Genomic DNA, 18,758 nt, shown 5'->3' with positions numbered 1-18,758 from the left:
CGCCACAACCTCGGATCGAGCGGCGCCCGGCCGGCGCGGTCGGTACTGCTCAGGACGCGCGCCTTGCCAGCCCGATGGGCGCCGGTATCCGGTCGGCCGAGATCCGTTGCCGGAAAATCCAATACGACCAGGCTTGGTAAACCACCGTCAGCGGGGCCATGAAGGCCGTCACCCAGGTCATGACCTTGAGGGTGTAGTGCGTGGAGGACGCGTTGTAGATGGTCACACTCCACTGCTTGTCCAGCGTCGAGGGCACCAGGTTCGGATACAGCGCACCGAAGAGCAGGACGACCACGGCAGCGACCACCACCGCGACGCAGGTGAACGCCCAGCCGTCGGACACCCGCCGCCACACCAACAGCACCGCCGCCAATTGCGCCACCACCGCCGCGGCCAGCACCAGCCAGGTCCAATCCTTGCCGTGGCCCAGTTGGGTCCACAGGCCAAATGCGGCAACCAATCCGGTGGCCGGGAGCGACAACCAGACACCGAACCGGTACGCGTCCTCGCGGATGGCCCCGGAGGTCTTCAAGGCGACGAACGTCGCCCCGTAGAGCATGAACAACGCGGCGGTGGCCAGCCCGCCCAACAGGGTGTAGGCGTTCAGCACGTCGGAGATCGACAGGTGGATGTGGCCGTCGGCGCCCACCGGCAGGCCGCGCACCAGGATGGCGAACGCGACGCCCCACAAGACGGCCGGCAGCCATGACCCGGCCGCGATGCCGGCGTCGGCCCAGCCGCGCCATTTCGTGTCGTCGATCTTGCCGCGCCATTCGATGGCCACGGCGCGCACGATCATGCCGAACAGGATCGCCAGCAGCGGCAGGTACAGCGTGGAGAACACGGTGGCGTACCAGCCGGGGAAGGCGGCGAACATCGCTGCGCCGCCGACGATCAGCCACACCTCGTTGCCGTCCCACACCGGCCCGATGGTGTTGAGAGCCGTGCGGCGCAGCGGTTCCGGCTCGCCGATGCCGACGCGCGCGAACGGCTCCATCAGCATGCCCACGCCGAAGTCGAAGCCCTCGAGGACGAAGAAACCCAAAAACAGCATCCCGATGATGCCGAACCACAACTCCTGCAGTCCCACCGTCTCAACTCCTTTCGGCGCCGCTAAGCCCTCGTCAGTACGCGAAGGACAGGGGTGCCACCTCGTCGTCGCTGGGCGCCTGCGGGGGAGCGGGTTCCGCGTCGTGCTCCAGCGGGCCTTCGACGACGTAGCGCTTGAGCAGGAAGAACCAGAGCACCGCGAGTACCGCGTAGACGAGCGTGAAGGTCACCAGCGAGGTGACGACCATGCCGGGCACGTGATTCGACACCCCTTCGCGGACCGTCATCCGAACCAATTGATCCCCAGTGGGATTGGGTGCCACCACCCATGGCTGGCGGCCCATCTCGGTGAACACCCACCCCGAGATGTTGGCCAGAAACGGCGTGGGAATGGTGAGCAGGGCGAACCACGACATCCAGCGCCGGCGGGGTGTTCGCCCGCCGCGGGTAACCCACAGCACGGTCAGGGCGAACAGGACGGGGATCGCCAGGAATCCGATCATCGCCCGGAAGGACCAGTAGGTGACGAACAGGTTCGGCCGGTAGTCATCGGGCCCGAAGCGCTGCTGATACTCCTGCTGCAGTTCGTCCACCCCGCGCAGGGTCACGCCGCTGAACTTGCCTTCGGCCAGGAACGGCAGCACGTAGTGCACCTTGATCACTTCGGCGACGCTGCCGCAGTTGTTGTGCGTTCCGATCGTCAACACCGAGAAGTCGGGGTCGTTCTGCGTATGGCACAAGGCTTCCGCCGAGGCCATCTTCATCGGCTGCTGGACGAACATCAGCTTGCCCTGGCGGTCACCGGTGAAGAACAAGCCGACCGTGGCGAGCAGCACGACCCCGCATCCCAGGATGGCCGCGGGCCGAAACATGGTGCGCGCGTCGGTTTGTGCCTCGGGGGTGGTGGCACCCGGCCGGCGCGAGCGCACCATCCACCATGCGCTCACCGCGGCGACGAACGTGCCCGCCACCAGCAGCGCCCCGGTCACGGTGTGTGAAAACGCCGCCTGCGCAGTGTTGTTGGACAGTAGGGCGAAGATGTCATCCAGCTCGGCGCGTCGCGTCGCGGGGTTGTAGTGGGCGCCGACCGGGTGCTGCATGAACGAGTTCGCCGCGATGATGAAGAACGCCGACGCGTTGACGCCGAACGCCACGGTCCAGATGCAGGCCAGGTGTATCAGCTTCGGCAGCCGGCTCCAGCCGAAGATCCACAGGCCGATGAAGGTGGACTCGAAGAAGAAGGCGAACAGCCCCTCCATCGCCAGTGGCGCACCGAAGATGTCGCCGACGAACTTCGAGTACTCCGACCAGTTCATCCCGAACTGGAATTCCTGGACGATCCCCGTCGCCACACCGATGGCGAAGTTGATCAGGAACAGCTTGCCGAAGAACTTGGTCAGCCGGTACCAGGCGGTGTTGCCGGTGGCCACCCACACCGTCTGCATGATGGCGATCAGCGGCGCCAAGCCGATCGTGAGTGGCACGAAGATGAAGTGGTAGACGGTAGTGATACCGAACTGCCATCGCGAAATATCGACGACATTCATCTGTCATCTCCCGAGACTGCGGAGGCCCGATCCAACGGCTACGACAGAGTGTAGTAGATGAGTCGGCGCCGCCGCCACCGGCGCCCCGCTCAGCTGGTAAGGGTCTTGGAGGCCTTGCGGATTCCGAAGGACGAAATGATTTCGAAGACGCCGATCACGACGAACCACGCACCGACCACGATCGCCAGCGTGACGATGGACTGGAACGGGGACGCCAGCACCACGATGCCGGCGAGCAGGCTGATCACCCCGACGAAGATGTTCCAGCCCCGCCCCGGCAGGTGCGGGTCGCTGACGGCCGAAATCGTCGTGGCCACACCGCGGAAGATGAACCCGATGCCAATCCAGATGGCCAGCAACAGGATTGCGTATCCCTGACCGAAATGGCGGAAGGCCAGCAACGCCAGGATCAACGACGCTGCGCCACTGATGAACAGCAGGATCCGGCTGCCCGCCGAGACGTGAAGCGAGAACGCGAAGACGACCTGCGCGATACCGGTAATCAGCAGATAAACGCCGAACGCAACGGCGGCGGTCAGGATGGAAATCCCCGGCCACGCCAGCACCAGGACACCGAGGACAAGAGACAGAATTCCCGACAGCAGAGCGGATTTCCACAGATGCGGCAGCAAGCTTGGAACGGGGTGGGTTCCAGGAGAGCCAGGAGAGCCAGGAGAGCCAGGGGAGATAGTCATGGCCGCAGTCTGGCACAAACGTGTGCCGTGGTACAGGGACTTTGGTCAGACGTGAACCGTGCGTGGATCCTCGGCGCGCAGGTCGGTGGGTTCTTCGCCTGCCTTGCGGCCGATTAGATACCACGTGCGCATAACGCCCTTGCCCTTGATTTCGATGCGCCCGCGCTCTTGCAGCACGAAATCGTTTTTGAGGCGTTCGTACATCGCCTGGGGCACTTGAATGCGGCCCACCGAATCGGTCGATTCCATCCGCGACGCGACGTTGACGGCGTCGCCCCACACGTCGTAGAAGAACCGGCGCGAGCCCACGACGCCGGCCACGACGGGTCCGCAGGCCATGCCCATCCGTAACGCCACCGGCTGGCCGTGCGGATCACGCAGTGTCGCAGCGACATTGGCCATGTCGAGAGCGAACGCGGCCAGGGCGAAGGCGTGATCCGGCCGCGCCCGCGGGACCCCGCTGACCACCATGTAGGAGTCTCCGCTGACCTTGATCTTCTCCAGGCCGTAATTGTCCACCAACTCGTCGAAGGCGCTGTAGAGCCGGTCCAGGAACTGCACGAGGTCCGCCGGCGCCGTGCTGCTGGCGCGTTCGGTGAAGCCGACGATGTCGGCGAACAGGACGGAGGCCTCGTCGTACTTGTCGGCGATGACGTTTCGGTCGGCACTCTTGAGGCGCTCGGCGATGCTGCCCGGCAACATGTTGGCCAGCAGCGCTTCCGACCGCTGGTACTCGGATTCCATCACCGTCTCGGCGCGCTGCGTATCGCGCAGCGCGTACCACACCGTGATGAACACCATGACGCAGGCGGAGACGATGGTGACGACGAACATCATGGACTGTGCCCAGGCCGGCACCAGACCGGTGTCGCGGGGGACCAGAAATTCGAGGGCGATGATCAGGCCGGCGGCGATCGCCGCGAGGATCGCGGCCAGCACGATGTGGTCGAGTCCCAGCACCAGCACCACCAGGCAGGCGCCCACCACCAAGAAGAACTGGCCGCCCGAGGCGGTGCCCGAGTCCCAGCAGGTGGTGAAGACCGTGACGTAGGCCGTGCCCATGAAGATCAGCGGCGCAACCCGTTCGCCGAACCGGTGCAGCCACGGCACGGTCGCGAAGATCGGGGCCGAGACGACGTTGACGGCGACGATCTGCCAAATCCAGGCACCGGTGACCAGCTGCAGCACCACGAAAGTGGTGCAGACGACGACGGCCAGCCAGGCCGCGATTGAGAGCACCCGGAATTCGCGTGCGGCGCTGTCGGCGTAGTGCTGATTGCGGTCGCGTGACTGGGCGCGCGCCGCGGCCACGCAGTCCGGGCGCCCCGAGGAGCCTTCTGGGCATGTTGGTGGGCCACCACACTTCTTGGCCGCCACGGGTGCCAGCCTAACCGCTGGACGGCACGCTCCGGGGCTGTCTTTTAGGAAAATCAGCGTTTTCGCCCCCGTAAGTTTCCGGGTCTGATAACAGTTCTTGTTATCGGGCTGTAATCGGGTTTAGGAGTCATTGAATAGGGTTATTTAACACGTGTTCTGCAGGGCTCATGGACGCGTGTTTCGCCTCGACTAAGGGGTGCCTGATGGCGGGTCTCAAGAGGTTTGTTCTTGCGTCAATCCTCGTTTCCACCGCGTTCTTGCTGGAGGGCTGTAGCGCCGCCTGTGGCCAGCCCGGCTGGCTACTGCGGGTCGCCACCGATTCCATCGGCAACTACTCGCCGGGTGCGGACGTGTCGGCCTCGGGTCAGATGTGCGTCACCCGCTCAATCGGCGATTGACCTGGCGCACTTGCCGTTTCGCCGCTGCGGCGCCGATGCGACGTCGGGCCCGGCGCGGTGTGCTGGGTCGGGGGGATCGCTAACCCGGTGGACGGCCGGGTGTCGCCGGTGCGTGTCGGCGCCGCCGGCCACGAGGGCGCGGATCGCGCGGCAACGACGGTGGAAAAATGAATGAATTCAAGCGAGCGATTATTTTCATAGAACTTTGCCTCGGAATGCGTCCCATTAATTTATGCACGCAGTTAATCAAAACGAACGGAACGCATACCGTTGGGATGTTTTTAGCCGAATTTACAAACCGTCCGTTAACTTAAATGCTGGAGACCTGCTGGCCGGGTACCGAACAGAGGTGCCCCTCGGCGGTCCCACGCCGCGGTGTCGAACGCTTGCGGTGCCCTCGGTGAGATTCGAACTCACACTGGACGGGTTTTGAATCCGTTTCCTCTGCCAGTTGGGATACGAGGGCGTGCGGCCTCTTACCTTAGAGGCAGCCTCCCACCATAGAGGATCAGGAGTGCTCACCCGCCTCACCGCCCCCGAGGTCGCTGGTCTGCGGCGTGCACGACACAATATTCGTTATGACAGGCCCCACGACCGACACCGACGCCGCTGTGCCGCGCCGGGTCCTGATCGCTGAAGACGAAGCGCTCATCCGCATGGATCTCGCCGAGATGCTCCGGGAGGAGGGTTACGAGATTGTCGGGGAGGCCGGCGACGGGCAGGAAGCCGTCGAGCTGGCCGAGCGTCACCAGCCCGATCTGGTGATCATGGATGTGAAGATGCCGCGCCGCGACGGCATCGACGCGGCCTCGGAGATCGCCAGCAAGCGGATCGCGCCGATCGTCGTCCTGACCGCCTTCAGCCAGCGTGACCTGGTGGAGCGGGCGCGCGACGCCGGCGCGATGGCCTATCTGGTGAAGCCGTTCACCATCAGCGACCTCATCCCGGCCATCGAGCTGGCCGTCAGTCGCTTCAGTGAGATCGCCGAGCTCGAACGCGAGGTGGCCTCGTTGTCCGACCGGCTGGAGACCCGCAAGCTCGTCGAGCGCGCCAAGGGGCTGCTGCAGAGCGAACAGGGTATGACCGAGCCCGAGGCCTTCAAGTGGATTCAACGGGCCGCGATGGACCGCAGGACCACGATGAAGCGGGTGGCCGAAGTCGTCCTGGAAACCCTCGACCCGCCCAAAGACGCCTGACCTTCGGTCATGCGCCCGGGCGACGACCGTCGAGTGTGAACGCGCGGCATCGAGTGTGCGCTGAGGGCGGCGACACGCCGACGGCAGCCGCCGTGGTTGCACACTGAAAGCCGTGGTTGCACAACAACAGTGGCCGTAGCCCTTAGCGCGCGACGATCACCGACGAGCCGTGGCCGAACAGCCCCTGATTCGCGGTCACCCCGACCGTGGCGTTCTCCACCTGCCGGCCGGTGGCCTGGCCCCGCAGCTGCCAGGTCAGCTCGCAGACCTGAGCGATCGCCTGCGCGGGAATCGCCTCGCCGAAGCACGCCAGCCCGCCCGAGGGGTTGACCGGGACCCTGCCGCCGATCGTGGTCGCGCCGCTGCGCAGCAGCTCCTCCGCCTCGCCCTTGGCGCACAGCCCCAGGTGCTCGTACCAGTCGAGTTCGAGCGCGGTGCTCAGGTCGTAGACCTCGGCCAGGCTCACGTCCTCGGGTCCGATGCCCGCCTCGGCGTAGGCCGCGTCGAGGATCTGATCCTTGAACACCCGCTCCGGTGCGGCCACGGCGGCGGCGGAATCCGTTGCGATGTCCGGCAATTCGGGAAGATGCTGCGGATACCGCGGCGTGACCGTGCTGACCGCGCGCACCGACGGCACGCCCTCGAGCGAGCCGAGGTGCTTGCGGGCGAACTCGGCGCTGGCCACGATCAGCGCCGCGGCGCCGTCGGAGGTGGCGCAGATGTCGAGCTGGCGCAGCGGGTCGGACACCACCGGGCTGGCCAGCACATCCTCGATGGACGATTCCTTGCGGTAGCGGGCATTCGGGTTCTGCAGGCCGTGCGCGGAGTTCTTCACCTTCACCGCGGCGAAGTCCTCGGACGTCGCGCCGTAGAGGTCCATGCGGCGGCGCGCGAGCAGCGCGAAGTACACGGGGTTCATCGCGCCGATCAAGTGGAAGCGCTGCCAGTCGGGGTCGTTTTTGCGCTCACCGCCGACCGGGGCGAACGCGCCCTTGGGTGTGGTGTCCGCCCCGATCACCAGCGCGACGTCGCAGAAGCCCGCCAGGATGTGGGCGCGCGCGCTCTGCAGCGCCTGCGAGCCGCTGGCGCAGGCCGCGTAGCTGGAGCTGACCGGCACGCCGTTCCAGCCCAGCTTCTGCGCGAAGGTCGACCCCGCGATGAAACCCGGGTAGCCGTTGCGGATGGTGTCGGCGCCGGCCACCAGCTGGATCTGTTGCCAGTCCAGCCCGGCCTCGGCCAGCGCGGCGCGCGCGGCGACCACGCCGTATTCGGTGAAGTCGCGGCCCCATTTGCCCCAGGGATGCATGCCGGCGCCCAGGATGTAGAGCGGTTCGGGAGTGCTCATTTCGCGATCCTCCAGGCGTGCACCAGGCGTTCGACGCCGTCGGCGTCGGTGAACAAGGTCATGGTGGTCAGCTCCATTTGCATGCCGACCTTCAGATCGGCCGCCAGCGTGCCCTCGACCACCTTGCCGAGCACGATGATGCCCTCGTCGGCCAGCTCCACCGCGGCGATGGCGAACGGCTCGAACGGGTCAGCCGCCGGGTAGGGCGCGGGTGGCGGGTACCGGTTCTCGGTGTAGCTCCACAGCGTTCCCCGGGTCGACAGGGCGACGGATTCCAGGGTGTCGCTGGCGCAGGCCGGGTTGGGGCAGTTGTTCTCCCGCGGCGGGAAGACATAGGTGCCGCACTCGGGGCACTTGCTGCCGATCAGATGCGGGTTTCCGGCGTCGTCGGCGCCGAACCATCCGTCGATCGCGGGTTCTTGACTGGTGACCTCTGGCACCCGGCCAGACTACCCAGCCCCAACGCAAAACTGAAACGTGTTGCAGTTCTGCCGGCGGCACGGTCGGGACGCCTACCGCGTCACACCGGGTGCCTAGAGTGAGACCCGTGCCCGCCACGAGAACCACCCCGAAGGCCAGCGAGGATCAGACCACGCCGACGCTCATGCTGCTGGACGGCAACTCGCTGGCGTTTCGGGCGTTTTATGCGCTGCCCGCCGAGAACTTCAAGACCCGCGGCGGGCTGACCACCAACGCGGTCTACGGCTTCACCGCCATGCTGATCAACCTGCTGCGCGACGAAGCCCCGACCCACATCGCCGCGGCGTTCGACGTGTCACGCCAGACGTTCCGCTCCGAGCGCTACCCGGAGTACAAGGCCAACCGGTCGGCGACGCCCGACGAGTTCCGCGGCCAGATCGACATCACCAAGGAAGTCCTCGCGGCGTTGGGCATCACCGTGCTGGCCGAGGAGGGCTTCGAGGCCGACGACCTCATCGCGACGCTGGCCACCCAGGCCGAGCGCGAGGGCTACCGCGTGCTTGTGGTCACCGGCGACCGCGACTCGTTGCAACTGGTCAGCGACAACGTGACGGTGCTGTATCCGCGCAAGGGGGTCAGCGAGCTGACCCGCTTCACCCCGGATGCCGTCGTCGAGAAGTACGGGTTGACGCCGCAGCAATACCCCGACTTCGCCGCCCTGCGCGGCGACCCCAGTGACAACCTGCCCGGCATTCCCGGCGTGGGGGAGAAGACCGCCTCCAAGTGGATCGGCGAATACGGGTCGCTGCAGGCGCTGGTCGACAACGTCGACTCGGTGCGCGGCAAGGTGGGTGACGCGCTGCGCGCCCACCTGGCCAGCGTGATCCGCAACCGCGAGCTGACCGATCTCGTCAAAGACGTGCCACTGGCCCAGACCCCGGACACGCTGCGGCTGCAACCGTGGGACCGCGACCAGATCCACCGGCTCTTCGACGACCTGGAGTTCCGGGTGCTGCGGGACCGGCTGTTCGAAACCCTGGCCGCGGTGGAGCCCGAGGTCGACGAGGGCTTCGACGTGCGCGGCGGCGCGCTGGAGGCCGGCGAGCTGGCCGTGTGGCTGGCCGAGCACAGCTCGGGCAAGCGGTTCGGCCTGGCCGTCGTCGGGACGCATTTGGCCTACGACGCCGACGCCACCGCGCTGGCCATCGTGTCCGCCGACGGCGAGGGCCGCTACATCGACACTTCCACGCTGGATCCCGAAGACGAAGCGGCACTGGCGTCGTGGCTGGCCGACCCGGGCCCACCCAAGGCGTTGCACGAAGCCAAGCTGGCGATGCACGACCTGGCCGGACGGGGCTGGACGCTGGCCGGCGTCACCTCCGATACCGCGCTGGCGGCCTACCTGGTGCGCCCCGGGCAGCGCAGCTTCTCCCTCGACGACCTCTCGCTGCGCTACCTGCGCCGCGAACTGCGTGCGGAAAACCCTGAACAGCAACAACTTTCGCTGCTCGACGATGACGAGGGCACCGACGATCAGGCGGTGCAGACGCTGATCCTGCGGGCCGTGGCGGTGCTGGATCTCGCCGACGCCCTCGACGAGGAGCTGGCCCGCATCAACTCCACCTCGCTGCTGAGCGGCATGGAGCTGCCGGTGCAGGCCGTGCTGGCGGGCATGGAAAACGCCGGCATCGCAGTCGATTTGGACCTGCTCACCGAACTGCAAAGCGATTTCGCCCAGCAGATCCGGGATGCGGCCGAGGCGGCGTACGCGGTGATCGGCAAGCAGATCAACCTGGGCTCGCCCAAACAGTTGCAGGCGGTGCTCTTCGACGAGCTGGAGATGCCGAAGACCAAGCGCACCAAGACCGGATACACCACCGACGCGGACGCCTTGCAATCGCTCTTCGACAAGACCGGCCATCCGTTCCTGCAGCATCTGCTGGCCCACCGCGATGCCACCCGGCTCAAGGTCACCGTCGACGGACTGCTGAATTCCGTTGCCTCGGACGGACGCATCCACACCACGTTCAACCAGACCATCGCCGCGACGGGCAGGTTGTCGTCGACCGAGCCGAACCTGCAGAACATCCCGATCCGCACCGAGGCGGGCCGGCGAATCCGCGACGCGTTCGTGGTCGGCGACGGCTACAGCGAGCTGATGACGGCCGACTACAGCCAGATCGAGATGCGGATCATGGCCCACCTGTCCAAGGACGAGGGCCTGATCGAGGCGTTCAACACGGGGGAGGACCTGCACTCCTTCGTCGCGTCGCGGGCGTTCGGCGTCCCGATCGAGGAGGTCACCGCCGAGCTGCGCCGCCGGGTCAAGGCGATGTCGTACGGCCTGGCGTACGGGCTGAGCGCCTACGGGCTGTCCGCCCAACTCAAGATCTCGACCGAAGAAGCCAAAGATCAGATGGAGCAGTACTTCGCCCGGTTCGGCGGGGTGCGCGACTACCTGATGGACGTCGTCGACCAGGCCCGCAAGGACGGGTACACGTCGACGGTCTTCGGCCGCCGTCGCTACCTGCCCGAGCTCGACAGCAGCAACCGTCAGGTGCGCGAGGCCGCCGAGCGGGCCGCGCTCAACGCGCCCATCCAGGGCAGCGCGGCCGACATCATCAAGGTGGCGATGCTCGAGGTCGACAAGGCCATCAAAGCCGCCGGGCTGTCCTCCCGGATACTGCTGCAGGTGCACGACGAGCTGCTGTTCGAGGTTGCGCCCGGCGAGCGGGAACAGCTCGAAGCGCTGGCCCGCGAGAAGATGGGCGGCGCCTACCCGCTCGACGTTCCGCTGGAGGTGTCGGTGGGCTACGGCCGCTCCTGGGACGCCGCGGCGCACTGACCACGCGTCCCAGCTTCGAGCACATACTTGCTGATCAATTGGCCGCCGAGCGTAACGTCACGGCGAAGAATCGCGGCGAAAATTCGCCGAGGCGTTACCTTCGGCGCGACCGTTCGCCCAGCGGCGCCGGTGCTGGGTTTGGCCAGCATGAGCCCAGTCGAGTAGCCTCGACAGGTAAATCCAGAATTGTCCCTACGACCCAACCTGTCCGGAGCAACCCAACAATATGCCGAGTCCCGCCGTCACCTCGCCGCAAGTAGCCGTCAACGACATTGGCTCGAGCGAGGACTTTCTCGCCGCAATAGACAAAACGATCAAGTACTTCAACGATGGCGACATCGTCGAAGGCACGATCGTCAAAGTGGACCGGGACGAGGTGCTCCTCGATATCGGCTACAAGACCGAAGGGGTCATCCCCGCCCGCGAACTCTCCATCAAGCACGATGTCGACCCCAACGAGGTCGTTTCCGTCGGTGATGAGGTCGAAGCCCTGGTCCTCACCAAGGAGGACAAAGAGGGTCGCCTGATCCTGTCCAAGAAGCGCGCGCAGTACGAGCGCGCCTGGGGCACCATCGAGGCGCTCAAGGAGAAGGACGAGGCCGTCAAGGGCACCGTCATCGAGGTGGTCAAGGGTGGCCTGATCCTCGACATCGGGTTGCGTGGCTTCCTGCCCGCCTCGCTGGTCGAGATGCGCCGCGTCCGCGACCTGCAGCCGTACATCGGCAAGGAGATCGAAGCCAAGATCATCGAGCTGGACAAGAACCGCAACAACGTGGTGCTGTCGCGCCGCGCGTGGCTGGAGCAGACCCAGTCCGAGGTGCGCAGCGAGTTCCTCAACCAGCTGCAAAAGGGTGCCATCCGCAAGGGTGTCGTCTCCTCCATCGTCAACTTCGGCGCGTTCGTCGACCTCGGCGGTGTGGACGGTCTGGTGCACGTCTCCGAGTTGAGTTGGAAGCACATCGACCACCCGTCCGAGGTCGTTCAGGTGGGCGACGAGGTCACCGTCGAGGTCCTGGACGTCGACATGGACCGCGAACGGGTTTCGTTGTCGCTCAAGGCGACTCAGGAAGACCCGTGGCGCCACTTCGCTCGCACCCACGCCATCGGCCAGATCGTGCCCGGCAAGGTCACCAAGCTGGTTCCCTTCGGTGCGTTCGTGCGGGTCGAGGAGGGCATCGAGGGCCTGGTGCACATCTCCGAGCTGGCCGAGCGTCACGTCGAGGTGCCCGACCAGGTGGTCGCCGTCGGCGACGACGCGATGGTCAAGGTCATCGACATCGACCTGGAGCGCCGCCGAATCTCGTTGTCGCTCAAGCAGGCCAACGAGGACTACACCGAGGAGTTCGACCCGGCGAAGTACGGCATGGCCGACAGCTACGACGAGCAGGGCAACTACATCTTCCCCGAGGGCTTCGATTCCGAGACCAACGAATGGCTCGAGGGATTCGACAAGCAGCGCGCCGAGTGGGAGGCCCGCTACGCCGAGGCCGAGCGCCGGCACAAGATGCACACGGCGCAGATGGAGAAGTTCGCCGCCGCCGAGGCCGCCGGGCACGCCGAGCAGTCGCCGGGCAACGGTGCGCGCGAGGAGAAGGCGGGCGGATCGCTGGCCAGCGACGCCCAATTGGCCGCGCTGCGGGAGAAACTCGCCGGCAACGCCTAATCGCGGATGCTGCGTATCGGGTTGACCGGTGGCATCGGCGCCGGTAAATCGGCGCTGTCGTCCACGTTCGCGCGGCGCGGTGCCGTCATCGTCGACGGTGACGTCATCGCGCGTGAGGTGGTCCAGCCCGGAACCGAGGGCCTGGCCGCGCTGGTCGAGGCGTTCGGGAGCGACATCCTGCTCGCGGACGGATCGCTGGATCGGCCGGCGTTGGCGGCCAAGGCGTTTCGCGACGACGAGGCACGCAAGACGCTGAACGGGATTGTCCACCCCCTGGTGGGCAATCGCCGTTCGGAGATCATCGCGTCGGTGCCCGAGGATTCCGTGGTGGTCGAGGACATCCCGCTGCTGGTGGAATCCGGGATGGCCCCGCTGTTCCCGCTCGTCGTCATCGTGTTCGCCGACGTCGAGGTGCGGCTGCGGCGGCTGGTCGACCAGCGCGGCATGGCCGAGGAAGACGCGCGGGCGAGGATCGCTGCGCAGGCCAGCGACGAGCAGCGCCGCGCGGTCGCCGACATCTGGCTGGACAACTCGGGCACCCCCGAGGAGTTGGCGCGGCGCGCCGAGGACGTGTGGGACAACCGCATCGTGCCGTTCGCGCACAACCTGAGCGCGCGCCGGATCGCCCAGGCGCCGGCCCGACTGGTGCCGCCCAACCCGAGCTGGGCCGACCAGGCGCAACGAATCGTGAACCGGTTGAAGACCAGCTGCGGTCACCGCGCCCTGCGCGTCGATCACATCGGCTCGACGGCCGTACCGGACTTTCCGGCCAAGGACGTCATCGACATCCAGATCACCGTCGAATCCCTCGCCGTCGCCGACGAACTCGTCGAACCGTTGCTGGCCGCCGGGTACCCGCGGATCGAGCGGATCGTCGAAGACGTCGCCAAGACCGACGCCCGTAGCACCGTGGGCCGCTACGACCGCCAGGACGATCCAGCCCTGTGGGCCAAGCGAATTCACGCCTCGGCGGATCCCGGTCGGCCCACCAATGTGCACATCCGGGCCGACGGCTGGCCCAATCAGCAGTTCGCCCTGCTGTGCGTGGACTGGCTCAAAGCCAATCCCGCTGTGCGCGCCGAGTATCTGACCGTAAAACGCAGAGCCGACAGCACTGGCGGCGGAGACATCCTGCGCTATGTCGAGGCCAAGGAGCCGTGGTTCCTCGACGCCTACCGGCGGGCCTGGGAGTGGGCCGACTCGTCGGGCTGGAAGCCCTAGCCGGGCAGGGGCGCCCCGCACTGCAGCGCCCCGTTATTGGGGTCGGCGCTTCCCGCCACCGCCCTGACCATCTGGTCGGCCTGGACGAAAACGTTGTCGTCCACATCGATTTCACAGTGCACGTTCGCCGCGTACGGGAAGCGCACCACGATGCGCATGCCGGCCTGTTGCGGGTCGGGCAACACCGTGTCGGCCTCGAATGCGTTGCCGGGCATCGAGCTCAGCCCGGCCGTGTTCGTCTGACCGCCGTTGATCACGAAGGTGGCCTGGCTGCCGGTCGTGACCCCGTCGATCCTGGCCCGGTAGGTGATGTTGTGCAGATCCGCCCGTGCCGTCGCAGCATTCACCACGGCGATCGCGGTCACGGCGGCGATCGGTAACAGCCGGCGGGCTTTGCAGCTCATAGCCGCTGACATTACAACCAGCCCGATCGGGTGGCCAGATCGTTTGCCCTACGGCTGGCAGTGCGGGCACCACAGCGTCGTGCGGCCACCCACCCGGGCACGCGCGAGCCGGGTGCCGCAGCGCGGGCAGTGCGGGTCCGGTTCGTCACGCACCCCGGTCAGCCAGCGCGGCAGGCCCGGGACCCGGCCATGCCGCACCGCGGTCTTCAGCACCTGCGTCATCGCGCGATGCAGGCCCCTCACGTCGTCGTCGACCAGCTCCGTAATCGGCAGGGTGGGACGAAGTTTGGCCCGCCAACAGATCTCGTCGGTCAGCAGATTGCCGAGCCCGGCGATCACCGACTGGTCCATCAGCGTGGGCTTCAGCCGCCGCGATCGCGCCGATCGCCGGCCCACCACGTCGCGGAACTCGCGCAGGTCCAGCGCCAGCGCGTCGGGGCCTTGAGGACCGGTGACATGGGCGATATCGTCCGGATCGTCGGCCAGCCACACGCCGCGCAATTTGCGGAGGTCGGCATAGCGCAGCTCGCCCTCGTCCAGCGAGAGGGCCAGTCGCTCGTAGGGGTCATGGGCGGCGTCGTCGGCGGCGTAGTACGGTCGGCCCGTCATCCCGCTGTGGATCAGCAGCGTCGAGCCGTCGGTGGGCAGCACCAGCCACTTGCCGTGCCGGCGTGGATCGGCAAAGCGCCGCCCGGTCAAGCGGCGGGCCAGCGTCGTCGCGGTGGCGTTTCGCAGCACACCGGGATCGTGCACCTGCACGTGCCGGATCCGCCGTCCCGGCAGTGCGGCGGCCAGTTGCCGCCGAAACCCTTCCACGTCAGGCAATTCAGGCATGCGGCTGCGGCGGTGGTTGTCCCGGCCCTGCTTCAAGGCCGGGCATCAGCGTGTCTCCCTGACCACCTCGGTGGGGGCCTTGTCGGTGCGCACACCGAGATAGCGTGGATGGCGGAGCTTTCCGTCGCGGGTCCACTCGCTGAAGCCGATCTCGACCACCAGCTCGGGGCGAACCCACCGCGCACCGGTCTCGCGCACCGCGCCCCGCACAAACGGCGACGCGTCTTGCGCGAGGGCCGAGAGCCGCTCGTGCAAGCGGTGCAGTGTGGCGTCGTCGAAACCGGTGCCGACCTTGCCGGCGTAGCGCAACTCATCGCCCTGGTAATACCCCAGCAGCAGCGCGCCTAACTCCACTCGGCTGCCCTTCGGGCCGGTGTAGCCACCGACCACGAATTCCTGGTCGCGCACGCATTTGAACTTCAGCCACGTGCGCGAGCGACCGCCTGCATAGGTGGAGTCGGCCAGTTTGGCGATCACCCCTTCGTCACCGCGCGCGCACGCGGCCCGGTAGACGGCGATCCCGTCCTCGACGCGGTGCGGCGCGTAGCGCAGCGGGTCGGTGAAATCGATCGCCTTGCGCAGCAACCTCTTACGCCACAACAGGGGCACGTCGACGGTGGATTCGCCATCGAGATGCAGCAGGTCGAAGACGTAGTAGAAGACACGCACCGGGGAGGCGCGGGCCAGTTCGGGGTCGGTGATGCCCAGCCGGCCCTGCAACCGGGCAAAGCTGGTCCGGCGACCCTCGAACGCCACCACCTCGCCGTCCACGACGAAGCGAGTGGTGCGCTGGGCGGCGAGCGCATCCACCAGCTCAGGATAGGTTCCGTTGAGCGGCTGACGGTTTCGCGACAACAGCCGTATCCGGTCGCCGTCGCGAAACGCCAGGCAGCGCATGCCGTCGAACTTGCGCTCGAAGATCCAGTGCGGATCGCAGAATCGATCCTCGGTGAGCGTGGCCAGGGCGGGGGCCCGCCAGTCCGGCACGGGCTCGTCGCGCAGCGCCGCGCGCACCGCGGGAGGCAGACCGGCGAAGTCCGTCATGACCCGTCCGGCGATGCGGGCCGCCCGCGCCAAGTCAACTCCATGCCGTGGTGTGCCAGCCACCGCGACAGGTCATAGCTGTTGTGGGCCAGCCCGTCGACGGCGGCCACCGCGCGCCGCACCGCCTGCGCGGCGACCTCGGGGGTCAGCAGGCCGTGGCGGACGGCGTCCAGCAGCTCGTCGACGTCGGTGAGGTCCGCCCCGATGCCGGTGCGGACCTCGATGTCCAGGTAGTGGTCCTCGGAATGCCACGCGGTGGGGCCGGGCGAGTATTCGCCGACATCGAGGTAGAAATCGAGGTCGCGTTCGTGGCCGGGGTTGAAGTGAAACACCGTGGCGCGCAACCCCAACGACGGCAGCAGCCACGACTCGAGGTAATGGAACTGCGCGCGACCGGGAGTGGGCCGGGCGACGTAGAGGCCCCACGGGTGCACGGCGTACTCGTCGACGGTCCGCACGATGCCCTTGGGATCGGTGTTCGTGCGGGCCACCAGGTCGAACGTCTCGTGCTTGGGCGGGTGAATGGTGTCACCCTACCGCCGGCGGGCTCGTTACCGGCGCAACCGGATCTTCCATCGCACGAAGCCGGCGTAGAAGATCGACAAGGCGGCGAGCATGCCCATGTCGAGCAGCCACATCTTCGGCGTGTGCTGCCAGAACCGGTCCTGGGACAGCAGAGTGTCGGGCACCAGGTGACGCAGATCCACCGTCGACGACGCCGCGGCGTAGCCCCACCGCGCCGGCATCGCCCACGACAGCTGGTTCAGGCCGAGCCGCCCGGTCACCGGCACCATCCCGCCGCACAGCACCAACTGCGCCATCACCGCCACCACGAACAGCGGCATGATCTGCTCGCTGGAGCGCACCAGCGACGAAATCGCCAGTCCCAGAACGGCCGAGGCGACGCACGTCGCCGCGACGGTGGCGAACAGTTCGACGGTGGCCCCGACGCTCGAGTGGCCGAACAGCACCGCGCCGCGCGTCGGGGCGCTCTTGCCGATCACCACGATCGCCGTCACGATCGCCGACTGCAGTATCGCGAACCCGCAGAACACCGCGCTCTTGGCGAGCAGGTAGGCGGTCCTCGACAGGCCCACCGCCTGCTCACGCTGGAAGATGGCGCGCTCGCCGACCAGGTCGCGAATTGTCAAGGCGGTGCCCATGAATGCCGCGGCCGGCATCAGCAGGGCCAGTATCTGCGCGGCCTCATCGGGCGTCCCCGCGTTCGGTGCGGGAACGTGAAAGCCGTTGCTGCCCGGGACGGTCAACGACAGCGAGCCCAAAATGAACGGCAGCAGCGCCAGGAAGACGAAGTACGCGCGGTCGGCGATCACCAGGCGAACCTGCCGTCGGGCGATCGTCGAAATCTGGCGCCGCACGCTGGTGTGCACCGGTTCCCCGAGGCTGCTCGGCTCGTCGGTCTTGTCCGGCAGGTACCGCTGCGGCCGCTTCTGGGCCTCGTTCTGTTCCAGGAAGCGGCGATTGGCTTCTTCCGGGTCGGCGCCCACCTGGGTGAAGATCTTCGCCCAGTTGGTGGTGCCCATCGCCCCACCGATCTGGTCCGGCGCGCCGCAGTAGGCGGTCTTCCCGCCGGGGGCCATCAGCAGCACCTGGTCGCAGACGTCCAGGTAGGACAGCGAGTGCGTCACCACCAGCACGACCCGGCCGGCGTCGGCCAGCTGCCGCAGCATCGTCATGACCTGCAGATCCAGCGCGGGATCCAGCCCGGAGGTCGGCTCGTCGAGGATCAGCAGCGAGGGCCCTGTCAGCAGCTCCAGGGCCACCGAGGCGCGTTTGCGCTGCCCGCCGGAGAGCTTTTCGACGCGGGTGTCGGCGTGCCGGGTCAGGTCGAGTTCCTCGAGCACCTGGGCGACCACCCGCGCCCGGTCGGCCTTGCTGGTGTCGGGCGGCAGCCGCAGCTCGGCGGCGTAACCGAGCGCCTGGTTGATGGTCAGCTGGCGGTGCACCACGTCGTCCTGCGGGACGATGCCGATCCTGCTGCGCAGGGACGCGTATTCGGCGTGAATGTTGTGTCCCTCGAACGTCACTGAGCCCGACGTCGGGGTGGTGTATCCGGCGATCAGCCGGGCCAGCGTGCTCTTGCCCGCACCCGAACCGCCGATGACGGCGGTCAGCGTGCCGGGTCGCGCGGTCAGCGAGATGTCGTCGAGCAACTGCTTGCCGTTGTCGACGACGTAGGCGACGTTGCGCACCTCGAGGCCGCCGGTGCGGGTGGCGGCGCCGCCGCGTTCGGTCAGGGTGCCGTCGCGGAACACCAGGTCGACGTTGCCGATGGTGACGATGTCGTCCTCGGACAGGATGGCCGACCCGACCCGGGTGCCGTTGACGAACGTCCCGTTGACGCTGTTGTCGCGGATCTCGGTGCCCAGCTGGGTGGGCACCAGCGTGGCGTGCTGACGGGAGGCCAACACGTCGGAGACGACGATGTCGTTCTCGGCGGCCCGGCCGATCGTCATGGCGCCGACGGTGCCCGCGGCGGACGACGCGCGCGGCGAGAGCAATTTCACAAAACGCGTCGCCAGGTTCGACACGTCGGCCGTCTTGGCGTCGATCACCGTGAATTCCGCTGCGGGCGTTGCGGCTACCTGTGGTGGGGAGTCGGTTTCGCTCGCGGGGGGCGGGGTGACCTGCAGCCTTGCCGGTGAGCCGGGGTCGATGACGGTCCGCTCCTCGGGCGGCGTGCCGCGCGGCGCCGGTG

Annotated in this window: 16 protein-coding genes and 1 tRNA gene; 5 read left to right on the top strand and 12 right to left on the bottom strand. The window is 67.2% G+C overall.

Annotation, left to right across the window (positions count from 1 at the left end; translation table 11 throughout):
• Positions 1 to 49 precede the first annotated feature (49 nt).
• The 4 genes from cydB to DQP57_RS20920 all read right to left on the bottom strand — a co-directional run bounded on the left by cydB (position 50) and on the right by DQP57_RS20920 (position 4,669).
• Positions 50 to 1,090 (bottom strand): cytochrome d ubiquinol oxidase subunit II, encoded by a 1,041-nt coding sequence (gene cydB / locus DQP57_RS20935; protein WP_112634599.1) that lies wholly within the window; start codon positions 1,088 to 1,090, stop codon positions 50 to 52.
• Between the two features lie 34 nt (positions 1,091 to 1,124).
• Positions 1,125 to 2,597, bottom strand: a complete 1,473-nt coding sequence (locus DQP57_RS20930) for a cytochrome ubiquinol oxidase subunit I (protein WP_112634598.1) — start codon at positions 2,595 to 2,597, stop codon at positions 1,125 to 1,127.
• 89 nt (positions 2,598 to 2,686) lie between these two features.
• Entirely contained in the window at positions 2,687 to 3,310 is a 624-nt protein-coding gene (locus DQP57_RS20925) for an HdeD family acid-resistance protein (RefSeq protein ID WP_430919873.1), read from the bottom strand.
• 27 nt (positions 3,311 to 3,337) lie between these two features.
• Positions 3,338 to 4,669 carry an adenylate/guanylate cyclase domain-containing protein gene (locus tag DQP57_RS20920; protein WP_112634596.1) on the bottom strand — a complete coding sequence of 444 codons (1,332 nt, stop codon included), beginning with the start codon at positions 4,667 to 4,669 and terminating at the stop codon, positions 3,338 to 3,340.
• A gap of 203 nt (positions 4,670 to 4,872) precedes the next feature.
• On the opposite strand from DQP57_RS20920, the gene DQP57_RS20915 reads away from it, so the two are divergent.
• Positions 4,873 to 5,067 (top strand): hypothetical protein, encoded by a 195-nt coding sequence (locus DQP57_RS20915; RefSeq protein ID WP_112634606.1) that lies wholly within the window; start codon positions 4,873 to 4,875, stop codon positions 5,065 to 5,067.
• Positions 5,068 to 5,459: 392 nt separating this feature from the next.
• Here DQP57_RS20915 and DQP57_RS20910 read toward each other — a convergent pair.
• A tRNA-Leu gene (locus DQP57_RS20910) sits at positions 5,460 to 5,533 on the bottom strand.
• Between the two features lie 112 nt (positions 5,534 to 5,645).
• On the opposite strand from DQP57_RS20910, the gene DQP57_RS20905 reads away from it, so the two are divergent.
• Positions 5,646 to 6,263: an ANTAR domain-containing response regulator gene (locus DQP57_RS20905; protein ID WP_112634595.1), complete on the top strand. Its 618-nt coding sequence runs from the start codon at positions 5,646 to 5,648 to the stop codon at positions 6,261 to 6,263.
• Between the two features lie 142 nt (positions 6,264 to 6,405).
• On the opposite strand, the gene DQP57_RS20900 is transcribed toward DQP57_RS20905, so the two are convergent.
• Positions 6,406 to 7,608 carry a lipid-transfer protein gene (locus tag DQP57_RS20900; protein WP_112634594.1) on the bottom strand — a complete coding sequence of 401 codons (1,203 nt, stop codon included), beginning with the start codon at positions 7,606 to 7,608 and terminating at the stop codon, positions 6,406 to 6,408.
• Positions 7,605 to 8,048: a Zn-ribbon domain-containing OB-fold protein gene (locus DQP57_RS20895; protein WP_112634593.1), complete on the bottom strand. Its 444-nt coding sequence runs from the start codon at positions 8,046 to 8,048 to the stop codon at positions 7,605 to 7,607. Before DQP57_RS20895 ends, DQP57_RS20900 begins: the two co-directional genes overlap by 4 nt.
• A gap of 164 nt (positions 8,049 to 8,212) precedes the next feature.
• Here DQP57_RS20895 and polA point away from each other — a divergent pair, with 164 nt between their 5' ends.
• The 3 genes from polA to coaE all read left to right on the top strand — a co-directional run bounded on the left by polA (position 8,213) and on the right by coaE (position 13,757).
• Entirely contained in the window at positions 8,213 to 10,873 is a 2,661-nt protein-coding gene (gene polA, locus DQP57_RS20890; protein ID WP_165821862.1) for a DNA polymerase I, read from the top strand.
• 226 nt (positions 10,874 to 11,099) lie between these two features.
• Positions 11,100 to 12,536, top strand: a complete 1,437-nt coding sequence (gene rpsA / locus DQP57_RS20885; protein WP_112634591.1) for a 30S ribosomal protein S1 — start codon at positions 11,100 to 11,102, stop codon at positions 12,534 to 12,536.
• Between the two features lie 6 nt (positions 12,537 to 12,542).
• Positions 12,543 to 13,757, top strand: coding sequence for a dephospho-CoA kinase (coaE, locus tag DQP57_RS20880; protein ID WP_112634590.1), 1,215 nt, complete (start codon positions 12,543 to 12,545; stop codon positions 13,755 to 13,757).
• Here coaE and DQP57_RS20875 read toward each other — a convergent pair.
• From DQP57_RS20875 to DQP57_RS20855, 5 genes are all read right to left on the bottom strand, one after another.
• Complete coding sequence (locus DQP57_RS20875) at positions 13,754 to 14,161, bottom strand: hypothetical protein (RefSeq protein WP_112634589.1); 408 nt, start codon at positions 14,159 to 14,161, stop codon at positions 13,754 to 13,756. The two genes, coaE and DQP57_RS20875, sit on opposite strands and share 4 nt — an antisense overlap.
• A gap of 48 nt (positions 14,162 to 14,209) precedes the next feature.
• Positions 14,210 to 14,995 carry an Fpg/Nei family DNA glycosylase gene (locus DQP57_RS20870; RefSeq protein ID WP_112634588.1) on the bottom strand — a complete coding sequence of 262 codons (786 nt, stop codon included), beginning with the start codon at positions 14,993 to 14,995 and terminating at the stop codon, positions 14,210 to 14,212.
• A gap of 45 nt (positions 14,996 to 15,040) precedes the next feature.
• The gene (ligD, locus tag DQP57_RS20865) at positions 15,041 to 16,039 is read right to left on the bottom strand and encodes a non-homologous end-joining DNA ligase (RefSeq protein WP_112634605.1); all 999 of its coding nucleotides are present in this window, start codon (positions 16,037 to 16,039) and stop codon (positions 15,041 to 15,043) included.
• Positions 16,036 to 16,497 (bottom strand): DUF402 domain-containing protein, encoded by a 462-nt coding sequence (locus DQP57_RS20860; RefSeq protein ID WP_165821861.1) that lies wholly within the window; start codon positions 16,495 to 16,497, stop codon positions 16,036 to 16,038. The genes ligD and DQP57_RS20860 overlap by 4 nt, the downstream gene beginning before the upstream one ends.
• 93 nt (positions 16,498 to 16,590) lie before the next feature.
• Positions 16,591 to 18,758, bottom strand: a 2,168-nt coding sequence (locus DQP57_RS20855) for an ATP-binding cassette domain-containing protein (protein WP_205869193.1), incomplete at its 5' end; no start/stop codon positions are given.

Origin of the sequence: Mycobacterium colombiense (assembly GCF_003284935.1) — a bacterium.
Taxonomy (GTDB): domain Bacteria; phylum Actinomycetota; class Actinomycetes; order Mycobacteriales; family Mycobacteriaceae; genus Mycobacterium; species Mycobacterium arosiense_A.
This window is presented reverse-complemented; position numbering and strand designations above follow the sequence as displayed.